Origin of the sequence: Nemorincola caseinilytica (assembly GCF_039540515.1) — a bacterium.
Classification (GTDB): domain Bacteria; phylum Bacteroidota; class Bacteroidia; order Chitinophagales; family Chitinophagaceae; genus Nemorincola; species Nemorincola caseinilytica.
In genome coordinates this window covers 1-14,891 of sequence record NZ_BAABFA010000009.1, presented here as the reverse complement: position 1 = coordinate 14,891, position 14,891 = coordinate 1, and the positions used below count along the sequence as shown (strand labels likewise).

5 protein-coding genes are annotated in these 14,891 nt (G+C 53.1%); all 5 read left to right on the top strand.

Annotated features, from left to right (window positions below; genetic code table 11):
• Nucleotides 1-38 precede the first annotated feature (38 nt).
• Nucleotides 39-416, top strand: coding sequence for a glycine cleavage system protein GcvH (gene gcvH / locus ABD843_RS06615; RefSeq protein WP_345080379.1), 378 nt, complete (start codon nucleotides 39-41; stop codon nucleotides 414-416).
• 5 nt (nucleotides 417-421) lie between these two features.
• Entirely contained in the window at nucleotides 422-811 is a 390-nt protein-coding gene (locus ABD843_RS06610) for a VanZ family protein (RefSeq protein ID WP_345080376.1), read from the top strand.
• A 225-nt stretch (nucleotides 812-1,036) separates the two neighbouring features.
• Nucleotides 1,037-1,657: a phage tail protein gene (locus tag ABD843_RS06605; protein WP_345080374.1), complete on the top strand. Its 621-nt coding sequence runs from the start codon at nucleotides 1,037-1,039 to the stop codon at nucleotides 1,655-1,657.
• A 250-nt stretch (nucleotides 1,658-1,907) separates the two neighbouring features.
• Nucleotides 1,908-3,215, top strand: coding sequence for a hypothetical protein (locus ABD843_RS06600; RefSeq protein ID WP_345080372.1), 1,308 nt, complete (start codon nucleotides 1,908-1,910; stop codon nucleotides 3,213-3,215).
• 108 nt (nucleotides 3,216-3,323) lie between these two features.
• A partial coding sequence (locus ABD843_RS06595; protein WP_345080369.1) for a beta strand repeat-containing protein occupies nucleotides 3,324-14,891 on the top strand: 11,568 nt, incomplete at its 3' end.

Sequence of the window (14,891 nt, the reverse complement as noted above, 5' to 3'; positions counted from 1 at the left end):
TTGTTTTTTCGCTTATTTTTATCGCAAAAACATACACAATGCAATTTCCCGCCGATCTACGTTACACAAAGGACCACGAATGGATACGCCTTGAGGGCAACATCGCTACTGTAGGCATCACCGACTTCGCACAGAAAGAGCTGGGCGATATAGTATTCGTCGATATCTCTGCCACAGGCAAGGCGCTGGCCGCCAACGAGATATTCGGTACGGTAGAGGCCGTGAAAACGGTATCGGACCTTTACCTGCCTGTAAGCGGCACCATTACCGAGGTGAACGCCGGCCTGGAAGGCACACCCGAAAATGTGAACAAAGACCCCTATGGCGATGGCTGGATGATAAAAATGACAGTGGACAATACTGCCGACGTAGCTGCACTGCTGGACGCGGCCGCTTATGAGCAGCTGGTAGGCTAATGCAAATGAAAAGAATATTCACAACGGATTCTCCGTATACAAGACAGGCAAGGTTCATGGCTATAGCATGGACCTTGCTCATTTTTATAGGGTGCCTCATGCCCGCACACGAGATACCCAGGGTAGATGTACCCCTTGCCGACAAATGGACACATTTCCTCATGTTCGGCATTTTTTCCTTCCTTTGGCTCTGTGCCAGGCCGGCCTATACCTTCAGGTCGCTGCTTATACTATTACTGATCACTGTTTTTCTGGGCTGCCTCATAGAGTACCTGCAGGGTATGCTCACCTTCCTGGGCCGCAGCATGGAGATAATGGATGCCGTGGCCGATGCCATAGGCGGGCTGCTGGGCATAGTGATGTTCAGGCTGGGCGCCTATTTTGCCAGGGTATAATGCCTACTCTTTTTGTGATCTTTTGTATGTGGTGTAGTGCTGTCTCTGCTTTTGGAGGTAGTTCTCTTTCTTATTTGTTAGTGGATCGTTGCTCCATGGGTATTGTTTAGGGCTTTCATCACCATAAAAGGGCTACTCAGGCTCATATGCCGGTACCGGCTGTCTTATCTATCTACATTAGTGATGAAAACAATTCATTTCATTAACAATTAAAACCTTAGAACAATGGATTTTTACTTAAGTCAGATCATTTTATGGGCACTCAACTGGGTACCCGAAGGCTGGGCGATATGTAATGGGCAGCAGCTTTCTGTGAACCAGTACCAGGCGTTGTATTCGCTGCTCGGTAACCAGTTCGGCGGCGATACCGTCAACTTCAACCTGCCGGACCTGAGAGGCAGGTTGCCTATCGGGTATGGGCAAGGAGCTGGTCTTGTAAATAATTATGCGTTTTCGAAAAAATATGGGGCAGAGGCAAATACTATAGCAGTGGCCAATATGCCCGCGCACAACCATACCGGAAATGTAACGCTACAGGGGACAGGCGTTTTCCAGGTATCTACTTCCCCGGCCACTTATGCTAGCCCTGCAGCTTCCAATATGGTGCTTGCGGCGGGCAATACTAACGCAGTGACCCAGTACGGAGATGCTGCTGAATTGAATATATATGGACCTGCCACCAATATGGTACAGCTGCCCATGGCATTGAACCTAAGCGTAAGCGGAGGTGGTTCATTCACTACTTCAAACACTGGAGGTAGCCAGCCTATTCCCAATATTCCACCGGTATTAGGGCTCACCTATGCCATGTGTATATCGGGCGGTATATACCCTGTAAAGCCGTAAGGGCATGGCCTGATACAAAAAAATAGGAGTGGGGTACCCAGAAATGAGTACCCCACTTTATATATTTTATTTGAGCAAGGTGTTGTCAAAATTATTTTAAACAGATCTGTCTTTAAAGTTTATCATTTCATTCACATAAATTTTTATCTTCGTACCTCCATGTTTTTATGCACATTTTTTCAACAGAAAAAGGTGGCTTTGTCATTGATATGTAAAACAAAGATCAAAAATAATTAAGTAAATGTATAATATGAAGAATACTATTTTATTTTCCTTCCTGCTGGGTGGCACCATAGCATTGTCATCTCAGGGCGCACAGGCACAGGGTATGGCCCTGAACACTACCGGCAGCACAGCCGATAACTCTGCAATGCTGGATGTAGCATCTACCACCAAGGGGATACTGATACCCAGGATGACACAGGCACAGCGCACGGCCATAACCACACCGGCAGAGGGCCTGATGGTATACCAGACAGATGTGACCAAGGGCTTCTACTATTACAACGGCACTGCATGGACGGTAATAGGCGGTGGCGGCGGATCGCCGACCGGCTCGGCAGGTGGCGACCTGACAGGCAACTATCCCAACCCTACGCTGGCAGCAACGGGGGTGACAAGCGGTACTTATGGTAGCAGCACACAGGTGCCTGCATATACCGTGAACAGTAAGGGCCAGATAACCGCTGCCAGCAATATCACCATCACAGGCACCACACCGGGCGGCTCTGCAGGTGGCGACATTACAGGCACCTACCCCAACCCTACGATAGCCAATAGCTCCATCACTAGTAGTAAGATACTGGATGGCACCATTGTGAACTCTGATGTCAGTACCACTGCCGCCATTGCTTACAGCAAGCTGAACCTGGCGGCCTCGGTAACAGCATCGGACCTCAGCGCTTCGGGTACCCGATCCAGCAGTACCTTTCTGCGCGGCGATAATACCTGGGCCACGCCTACTGCCACGCCATCAGGCTCGGCCGGAGGCCACCTTACCGGTACTTATCCCAACCCCAGCCTTGCAGACAATACGGTAACGATAGCTAAAATAGCCTCTACGGGTGGCACAGCATCCAGTACCACTTACCTGCGTGGCGATGGCCAGTGGGCCACACCCAGCGGCGGCGGTGGCGGTAGCACAGGCACCGGCGCCAGCCCATCTAAAATACCATATGCTGTAAGCGGCAATACTACTGTGGTATCGGGCACGGGGTATTATAGCCCTACCAATAGCGTACAGCAAAGCAATCTGAACGCTGCCGGCCTTGTTACCGTTACAGCGCCCACCACATGTACGCCTACTATGACCATAACTTCGTATGTACCTAGCGCTATGACCTGGAACCTCTACTCAGTTGCACCAAGTACATCAAGCTCTACCTTCGCTACCAGCACGCTTGTAGGAACGTGCAGTACTACCGCCGCATCGGGAGGCGTCCCCACCACATGTGTTATAACTGGTGTCAGTGTTTCGGCAGGTACTATACTGACACTGAGTGTTGCCTCGCCGGGTTCTACTCCCTACGGTTTCTATAAAGCATTTTCCTGCGACTAACGAATGCCGTAAGTGGATAGACATTTCATCACCACGTTTTGCAAAAGGGATCGAGAATAAAGATCTATCAGAATAATATTTTCACGTTTTTCTATGAAGAACTATTATATGAATACAAGAATTTTTGCCGCGCTGATATTATTTTTCTTTTTTGGATCTGTGGCTACCGCTTTGGCGCAGCCATTTACCGAAACTTTCGAAAGTATCACTGATGGCGGATCCAGTGCAAAGCCTACCGTATTCGTAAACAATGGTCAGAGCTTCACCTGCTTCACTGCCTCGTGCCCTACAGGGGGCACTTTTGGAGTGTGGATACCTGGCGATACCTGGACCGATTGCAATGGAGGTCATACGAATCTTTCAGCTACTAACTATGGTGTGGGTACCTCATGTACCGCAGGCAACTGTACCGGTACCTCATCGAAGTTTCTTGATGCGGCTGCCACAGGTGCCAATACCAACCAGACCTATTCCATCCTTACTACAGATGCTGCGCTTATAACAGTAAAAGGGTTGCATCTGTTCATATCTACCGACAATGCCGCCACACCAGGTGGCGGTAGCGTTACATTCAGGGGCAAACGCGGAGGTGTTACAAAGTTCACACTGACAAAAACAACAGGCTTTGTTAGTAATTTCTCTACCAACAATGGGTTCACCTACATCAATTTTGCCACAGAAGGCGGTACAGACAATTCATTGACGAACATCGATGAGCTGGAGATACAGTGCGGTGGCGGTGCCAACTATATGGCTGTGGACAACTTTGTGTTCGGCAACAAGTACGGTCCTCTCAATACTACTACTGCTGCAAGCAGCATCACTTCTTCGGGCGCCGGCCTGAACGGTACCATCAATGATAACGGAATAGCTACCTCCCCCATTATTTTTGAGTACAGCACATCCCCAACATTGGCCTCGGGTGTAAGTAGCGTTACAGCTACCCCCTCTTCGCGTATAGCCAATGCAGGCAGTACTGGTGTTACTGCTTCTGTTTCGGGTCTGTCGGCGAGCGCCACCTACTACTATAGACTAGTAAGCACCAATGCAGGCGGTACCACAAGCGGGGCCATACTCAGCTTCACTACACCTGTGGGCGTGACGCCGCCTACAGCCACCACATCGGCTGCAACAAGTTTCACTGCATCGGCTGCTACGCTGAACGGTAGTGTGAATGCGAATGACGATAATACTACTGTGATATTCGAATATAGTACGGTATCGGACCTTTCATCTGGTGTCACTACGGTATCGGCCACGCCATCCTCGGTCACAGGTAGCAGTGCTACCAGTGTGTCGGCCACTATTAGCGGACTCACTGCAGGTAATACCTATTACTTCCGGGTGAAGGGTACGAATGCCGGGGGGGCTACCACCGGCAGCATACTTAGCTTCAGTATACTCACTGCCACCACATCGAAAACGAATGGCAATGCCTGTGGCTTTACCTGCGATGGCACGGCATCGGTAACGCCATCGGGCGGTACACCCCCATATACATATATGTGGAGCAATGGCCATGTTTCTTCATCTATATCGGGTCTGTGCCCGGGCACATATACCTGTACCATAGCCGATGCCGCCACTGTACCCCAGGAAATAACAAGGGTCATATCCATTACAGCGCCACCGGCAGCGCTTACACTGTCTGCCATAGGCAACAATGGCCCCATCATAGCGGGCAGCGACCTAAGCCTGACATCGACAGCTACAGGCGGTACACCGCCCTATACTTATTCGTGGGCCGGGCCGAACTCTTTTACCAATACCAACCAGAACCCTACCATAACTGCGGCTACTACTGCGGCTACGGGTGTGTATACCCTTACACTATCTGATGCCAACAGTTGTGTACCCACAGGTACCAATACCACCGCAGCTACAGTGAACGCGCCCACACCACCAACGGTAGTTACAAGCGCTGCTTCTATCACTTCATCTTATTCTGTAGACCTGCCCGGCAGTGTGAATGCCAATGGCAGCAGCAGCACAGTGATATTCGAGTATAGCACAGTGTCAGACCTTTCGTCGGGCGTGCATACGGTAAGCGCTACTCCATCTCCCGTTACGGGCTCGTCGGCCACTGCTGTGACAGCAACGGTCATTGGCCTTACGCCAGGTTCCACTTACTATTTTCGTGTGTCGGCTACGAATGCGGGCGGTACTACCCAGGGCAGTATACTTGACCTCACTATGTACGGAGTAGGGTCTGGAGCTTCGGTAGTTATAGCCGACGGAACAAAGGTAACAGGCTCAGGCGCACTGCAAATGGTACTGAAGGGCATGAAGAACCTTGTTAATAATGGTACCATTTCGGCTAACAGCGGCACACTGAGGATAGAGGAAGAGGGAACTGAAATAGGGGGCAGTGGTAGCACAATGGTGAACGACTTTGTTATAGGATATCCCCCTGTCAATGATGTGAAGCTATACGCTCCGCTGTCGGTGCGCAACAATGCGCTGATAAGCGGTGTGTCCAATGTGAATTCTTTGGCAGGCGCCCTGTATATACGCACAGACATCAACCCCTCGGCCACCATTACGATGGACGGCGACCTTTATGGCTCGGTGAGCGGGCTGGTAACGAAAGCTACCGTTACATCGGGCACGATCCCATCTTATAATTCTGTTCTGTCTACCAACATGGATGGCGGAAATGCGAGATACCAGTGGCAGAGCTCGCCCGATAACAGTGTATGGACGGATATAAGTGGCGCTACGGATGCCACCTATACGGCTACAGTAACGGCCACCACTTATTATAGAACACACCTTTCGCATGCAGTAGCTAGTATTTACGACCAGTTCACACCTGCGGTGCAGCTTACCATATCTGCTTCAGGCGCTCCGGCGGTGGCCACTGCTGCCGCTACTGCCGTATCCACCACGGGCGCTACGCTCAATGCTAGTGTGAATGCGAACACTGCCAGCACCACTGTTACTTTTGCATACAGTACCGTGTCAGACCTGTCATCGGGTGTCACCACTGTTACTGCAACGCCTTCGCCTGTAACAGGTAGCAGCGCTACAGCAGTGACCGCCAATATAACCGGGCTGGCATCGAGCACTACCTATTATTTCCGAGTGATGGGTGAGAACAGTTACGGAACAACGAATGGCTCTATTCTGAGCTTTGCAACGGCAGCACCTGCACAAACGATAGCTTTCTCTGCAACAACAGTGGACATAAACGAGAATGCAGGCACCACAGCATGCCCTGCCAGCAGGACCATAGATATACCGGTGAGCATAACGGGTACGGCCCCCACCGGCGGCAGCCCAGTGGTAGCGATATCGGTAGGCGCAGGCGGCACTGCCAGGAGTGGTGTGGACTTTGTGCTGAACACGACGTCGCTCACATTCCCGGCGGGTAGCGCCACACCGCAGAACGTATCTGTGACCATCTTCGACAATGTGAAGATAAATGATGACAGGTTCTTCTATCTGCACCTTGCGGTAGATGCCGCAGGTAGCAGCGCGGGCGTAGGTGCCAATGAGAACATACGCGTGAACATCATTAACGATGATACTGCGGTAGCTATGACCACGCCGCTGTCTTACGTCAGCATGGGAGACTCGACAAGTAGCCTTGCTCATAATGGACTGTTCGCCGGATTTTTCACACAGGCCAGGGCTCAATATCTCTTTAAAGCTGCCGACCTTACCGCAGCAGGTATATCTTCTACCTCGCCTATCACCGCTTTGAAAGTGAAGGTGATGACGAAAAATTCAACGCTGCCGTATGAGGACTATACGATAAGCATGGCCAATTCTTCTGCTACGACCATGTCAATGGGTTTTGCCCCAGAGGCGCTGACCACCGTATATACCGGCGATGTGACCACTGTACTGGGCTGGAATGAGCTGGTATTCTCATCCGGCTTTACCTGGAACGGTACAAGCAATCTGGTAGTAAATATATGCTGGCGTAATGCCTCGGGTACACCGGGAGGGACAGATTGGGTAACCGCGAAGGCTTCGAGCGGCTATAACGGATTGGCATATACCACGCAAAGCGCGGGCACATCCTGCACGAACCCTGCTACAACAGTAGCGGGAAGTCTTCCGGTCCTACAGTTCTCTCAGACACCTGTTTCAGGAGGTGGCGACGGTACACCTGTAGAAACGAATACCACATTACGCTCGGCACAAGTAGACACCGGCGTGAACGCGTCTTATTTCTATAATACCACCGGCAGCGTAGTGGCAATGGTAAGGAATGCCTCGCAGGACCTGGGTTGTGTGAACGCGGCCATAACGACATCGGGCAATGGTTTTGTTCCGTCTACATTCGATGCTGCGGTGAACAGGTCGGTGAAGGAGTTCTCTATAACACCCACAACGGGTTCTTCATCTACCTATGATGCGACATTCTACTATACAAATGCGGAGCTGAGCGGAGTAAGCCCATCATCTCTCTACATCGTTAAGACGAATGAGCCTACGAACGCCACTATTCACAAGCTGAACTCTAAGCGTGTGACACCTACCATCACAACGTGGGGTAGCAATGTAGCATTCACGGGGACCTTTAAAGGCTTCAGCGGATTCTTCCTTATAGATGGCGATCTGCCGGGTGCGGCCGAGATCACTACCACATCTTACATGGTGGGCCCATCGATAACGGCTACCCTTACCGCTACGCCTACCGATCCTGCATATACTTATGAGTGGGTGAAGGATGCTGTGATAATACCCGGCGCCACCAACAGTACTTATGAGACGAACCAGGCCGGTGGCTATACGGTAATAATCCGCAACCCATCTATACTTGCAGAAGATGAATCTGATATACTGACGCTGACAGACAATGTGGCGCCTGTATTTGCAGGCGGCGCTACAGGTACCATGACGATATGCCAGGATGCAAGCGCTACCGCCATCAATAGTAACCTGGGTGTGGTAGATGAAGATGCTTCGCAAACGCTTACCTGGAGTGTGACCGGTACACCATTGCATGGTACGCTGGGGGGCTTCAATGCTACCGCTTCTACAGGCTCGGGCACTATAACGCCTACAGGGCTTACTTATACGCCTACTGCTGGCTACCACGGTACAGATGCGTTCACCATACAGGTGAGCGATGGCACTGCTACGGCATCGCGTACCATAAATGTGACAGTGAACCAGACACCTACGGTGAACGACCCTGCGGATCAGTCGGTATGTAATAATGCAACTACCACTGCCGTTACCTTCAGCGGTTCTCCCGTATCGGGCACAACGTATAACTGGACCAACAGCACTACAAGCATAGGTCTTACCTCGTTGGGCAATACCAGCGTACCAACTTTCACTGCTACCAATAGTACTGCTGCCAATGTAGTGGCCACTGTGACAGTGACACCTGTGGCCAATAGCTGCCCGGGTTCTTCGCAGACATTCACCTATACGGTGAAGCCCACGCCCGATGTTGCAGATCCTACGGATCAGGCAGTATGTAACAATGCCTCTACCACGGCCATCAGCTTCAGCGGTGCGGTGAGCGGTACCGTATATAACTGGACCAATAATACCTCGAGCATAGGCCTTGCCACTACCGGAAATACCGATATCGCTTCTTTCACTGCAGTGAATACCGGCAGCACGCCCGTGGTGGCAACAGTGACAGTGACGCCTACTGCGGCAGGATGTACCGGCAGCAGCCAGACATTTACCTATACCGTGAACCCAACACCAACAGTTTCGGACCCCACTGACCAGTCGGTATGTAATAACGCCAACACTACGGCCGTCAACTTCACCGGCGCTGTGAGTGGTACCGTATATACATGGACGAACGATAATACTGCTACAGGTCTTGCCTCATCGGGCAATACCGATATAGCATCTTTTACAGCTACCAACAGTACCAATGCCGTGATAGTTTCTACGGTAACGGTAACGCCATCGGCCAATAGCTGTACCGGCAGCAGCCAGACATTCACCATCAGCGTGAGGCCTACACCCGTGCTTACCGATCCTACCGATCAGGCGGTATGTAACAACACTGTGGCCCCGGCTACCAATTTCGTAAGCACAGTAGGCGGCACTACTTATACATGGGTGAATGATAATACTGCTACCGGCCTGGCAACATCAGGCAATACGCATATATCGGCATTCGTGGCTACCAATATCGCTAATGCCCCTATAGTGTCTACGGTTACAGTTACCCCTACTGCGGCTAGCTGTGTAGGTGCTACGCAAACATTCACCTATACTGTGAACCCGACACCTACAGTGAACACACCGTCCAATCAGTCGGTATGTAATACATTCGCTACTACGGCGGTGACATTCACAGGTTATGTGCCTGTAGCCGTATATACCTGGACGAACAGCAATACAACTACTGGTCTGGCCACATCCGGCACGGGCGATATAGCATCGTTCACCGCTACCAACAGCACCAGCGCTACCACAGTGTCTACTGTTAACGTGACACCATCGGCATATGGCTGTACAGGTACTACAAGGACCTTCACCATCAGCGTGAAGCCTACGCCTACTGTTGCCGACCCTGCCGACCAGGCAGTATGTAACACGGCCTTCACTACTGCCGTTACCTTCACCGGCACAGTTGCCAGCACACAGTACGATTGGACGAACACTACCACCAGCATCGGTCTTGCTTCTGCGGGCAACGGCAACATAAGCTCTTTTGCGGCTACCAATACAGGCAGCATTCCTGTAGTGGCCACCGTGGTGGTGACACCATCGGCCGCGGGCTGTACAGGCAGCAGCCAGAGCTTCAACTATACTGTGAACCCCACACCCGCAGTGGCCGATCCTGCCGATAAGGCGGTGTGCAACAACACTTCTGTTGCGGCTACGAATTTCACAGGCCCTGTAAGCGGTACGCTCTATAGCTGGACGAATACCAATGCCGTGATAGGTCTTGTATCTGGCGGCACGGGCGACATAGCTTCTTTCACGGGTACGAACAGCAGTACATCTGCAGCAGAGACAGCAGTAGTAACGGTGACGCCATCGGCCAATGGCTGTACAGGCGCCAGCCAGAACTTTACCATACGCGTGAACCCGACGCCAACAGTGAACGCAGTGAGTAGCAGTGCTGTATGCGCCAACAATACGGTGCCTGCCACAACATTCACAGGCGGATCGGCATCGAACGTATATACATGGAGCAACAGTAATACCGCTATAGGCACAGTTGCCAATGGTACGGGTAATATAGGAGCCTTTACCGGCACCAATCCCGGCCTTACGACCATATCGGGTACATTCACCGTTACACCATCACTTACCATATCAGGTCTTACATGTGCGGGTTCGCCAAAGAACTTCACAGTAACGGTATATGCCCGTCCGCAGGTAACGGCCATAGGCAACAATGGCCCCATATGTGCCGATGCCACACTGAACCTGACCAGTACCATAGCAGGTGGCGTTACGCCATATGACATATCATGGACAGGCCCATCATTCAGCTCTGCGGTAGAAGATCCTTCTATCCCTAATGCCACTACGGCTTCTTCGGGCACATATTCGCTCACTGTTACAGATGCCAATAACTGCGCTACAAGCAGCACATCTACTACTACTGCCGTAGTGAATCCCCGCCCTGCAATGGTGACGGTCTCCAATGATGGCCCCATATGTGCGGGTAGCACTCTAGGCCTCTTCAGCACGGCAACAGGTGGTACAGGTGCATATACTTATTCGTGGACCGGACCTAACAGCTTCAATAGCCTTGTCCGGAACCCAACTATAACATCTGCTACCACAGCAGCCACAGGCGTTTACTCTGTTGTTGTGACCGATGCCGCTAACTGTACCGCTACCGGCACACGCACTACCAGCGCTACTGTGAACAGCCTGCCTACGGTAGCATCTATCACGGCATCGCCCACGGCGCTGTGTACAGGGTCGGCCATAACACTTACGGCCGGTGCTACCAGCGGTGCAGGTACACTGGTGTCTTACAACTGGACAGGCCCTAACAGCTACAGTGCTACTACGGCTGCGGGTACTACATCACTCACAGCTACTACCACAGCGGCATCGGGCATCTACTCGCTCAGTGTCACATATACAGGTACGGGCTGTACCAGCAACAGGGTAGCATCAAGCACCGTGACGGTGGTACAAAGGCCAATAGTATACGCTGTAATGGGTGGCGGCAGCTACTGCGCAGGCGGTACGGGTGTTACCGTTCAGCTCAGCGGTTCGGACATCGGCAAGACCTACCAGCTCTACAGAGATGGTATGCCGGTGGGCTCTACCATTGCCGGTACAGGTGCGCCCATAGTATTCCCCAGCCAGACAGTTGCAGGCAACTATATAGTAATGACAGGTCTTGGATCGCCCTGCCCCACTATGATGAGTGGCAGCGCCACAGTGGCCATCAACCCATTGCCTGTAGCATATACAGTAACGGGCGGTGGCAGCTACTGCGTAGGCGGTACAGGTATGCCTGTGGGTCTTAGCGATGGCGAGCCCGGTATAGACTATACATTGTACTATGGCTCTACGGCGCTCACATCTGCTGCGGGTATGGGTGTTGCGTTCAGCTTCGGTAATATGACCGGTGTGGGTACTTATACCGTATCGGCCGTGAACAATGCGACCGGCTGTACCAACAATATGCTGGGCAGCGCTACCATAAGCACTAATGCACTGCCTAATGTCTATAACATGACGGGTAGTGGCAGCTATTGTGCCAGCATTGCCGGCCTGGCAGTAGGTCTTTCTAACTCTACCAATGGTGTTACATACCAGTTATACAATGGCGCTACACCTGTAGGTGTGCCTGTAGTAAGCCCCGGTGGTGTGCTGAGCTTTGGTGTGCAGCCTGCAGGTGTTTACTCGGCTACGGCCACATCTGCCGTGGGCTGCACCAGCAATATGAGCGGTACTGCCATAGTGATGCAGAACGCACTGCCCACAGTATTTACCACAGGCGGTGGCGGTAGCTACTGCAGCGGCGGCACCGGTTTCCCGGTAACACTGAGCGGTTCTACTGCCGGTGTTAACTACCAGTTGTACAATGGTTCTACGGCTACTGGCGCTCCGGTAGCAGGTACGGGCTCTGCGCTCAGCTTTGGCACCTTCACTGCCGCGGGTACATACACTGTACGCGCTACAAATGCTATTACTACATGTACTGCTAACATGTCGGGATCGGCCGTGATAAACATCGATGCACTGCCCACTGCCTTCACTGTAGGTGGTGGCGGTAGCTACTGCATAGGCGGCGCCGGTCAGAATATCACACTTTCCGGCTCGCAGTCGGGTGTCAGCTACCAGATGTATCGTTCGGGCACGCCTGTAGGTACTGCGGTGCCGGGTAATGGTTCTTCGCTGAACTTCGGCCTGCAGACCACTGCCGGTAGCTACACTATGATAGGTGTGAACACTGCTACAGGGTGCTCTACCGGTATGACCGGTTCTGCTACCGTATCGGTAAATGCACTGCCTGTGATATACCCCATTACCGGTGGCGGCAATTATTGTACCGGTGGTACTGGTGTAACAGTTGGCCTCGGTGGTTCTCAAACAGGTGTCAACTATATGCTGTACAATGGCGCTGCGCAAATAGGCAGCACAATGGGAGGCACTAACTCTCCTATTAGCTTCGGAACACAAACTTTGACAGGTACCTACACGATATTCGCTATCAACCCTACTACGGGCTGTTCGAACAACATGAGCGGTACGGCCTCTATCGGCATCAACCCCTTGCCTACGGTATACCCTGTAACGGGTACGGGTGCATATTGCGCCGGTGGTACGGGAGTAGCTGTGGGGCTGAGCGGTTCGTCCACAGGAGTGAACTACAGCCTGTCGATGGGCGCTACGCTGGTGAGCGTGATGAGCGGTACGGGTAGTGCGCTGAACTTCGGCAACCAGCTTACTGCGGGTACCTATACGGTACAGGCGACCAACAGCGTAACGGGCTGCCAGAGCAATATGAACGGCAGCGCTGTGATAACGGTAAATGCACTGCCTAATGTGTTCGCGGTGAGCGCCTCGGGCAGCAGCTACTGCGCGGGCGGTACGGGTGTTACGATAGGGCTTACGGGCACCACACAGGCAGGTGTGGACTACCAGCTGTACAATGGTGCAACTGCGAGCGGCGCTGCGGTGAGCGGCGGTGCTGCGGTGAGCTTCGGTCTTCGTACTGCGGCAGGCACCTATACGGTACTGGCGACCAATACTACCACGGGCTGTACGCGTGCTATGAGCGGTACTGCCTCTATCACCATCAACCCCCTTCCTACAGTATATGCAGTGACGGGCGGCGGCAGCTACTGCGCAGGCGGCAGCGGTCAGGCCATCAGCCTTTCAGGTTCTGAGACAGGCGTTAACTACCAGCTGTACAATGGCGCGGCCACAGTAGGCACCGCGGTAGCTGGCAGCGGCTCGGCCATCGGCCTGGGCACCCAGACGGCGAGCGGCACCTATACGGTACTGGCCACCAATGCCACCACCGCATGTACGCGCGTGATGAGCGGCAGCGCAGGCATCACTATCAATGCATTGCCAGTGGCACAGATAGTGAATGGCGGCGGCGCTTATTGCGCAGGCGGCACAGGCGTAGCGGTAGGCCTTGGCAGCAGCCAGACCGGTATCAACTACCAGCTGTACAATGGCCTGACGGCGATGGGCAGCGCGGTACCCGGTACAGGCTCTGCCATCAGCTTCGGCAGCCAGACGATGAGCGGCACCTATATGGTGAAAGCTACGGACCCTGTAACGGGCTGTACGAACAATATGACAGGCACGGCATCTGTATCTATCAATGCGGTACCGACAATATATAATGTAACAGGCGGCGGCAGCTACTGCGCGGGCAGCACAGGCGTATCCATAGGTCTGAGCGGCAGCACAGCAGGCGTAAGCTACCAGCTGTACAACGGCAGCCTTCCTGTAGGCACAGCAGCTACCGGCACGGGCGCAGCGCTGAGCTTCGGGATACATACCCTTGCAGCTACCTACTATGTAGGCGCAGATAACGGTACCTGTACCAGCACGATGAACGGCAGCGCCACAGTAGTGCAGAACGCACTGCCATTGGCCCAGACCCTGACAGGCGGCGGCGCGTACTGCGCAGGCGGCACAGGCGTACATGTAGGAATAGGCAACTCGCAGGTGGGCGTAAGCTACCAGCTGTACCGCGATGGCGTACCTACGGGCGGCCTTGTTGCAGGTACGGGCCTTGCCGTTGACTTCGGCAGCATGACGGCCGGAGGCGACTACACGACCATAGGCTATAACAGCGGCACGGGCTGTACGAACGCGATGACCGGTACGGTGAGCGTGAGCGTGAACGCACTGCCCGCGGTACAGACCGTGACAGGCGGCGGCAGCTACTGCGCGGGTGGCAGCGGAGTAACGGTAGGCCTTGGCGGCAGCGCCCCCGGCGTGAGCTACCAGCTGTATAACGGCAGCGCAGTAGCAGGCACTGCAGGCTTCGGTACGGGCACTCCTATAGATATAGGCACCTTTACGGTAGCAGGCACCTACAGCGCACAGGCGACAGACCTGACCACAGGCTGTATGAGCGATATGAGCGGAGTGGTGACCATAAGCATCAACGCCCTTCCCCAGTTGCATACGGTAAGCGGCGGCGGCACGATATGCCAGAACAGCGCAGGTGCGGCTATAACCCTGAACAACTCTAACACCGGCATCAACTACCAGCTGTATAACGGCACGAGCACAGTAGGC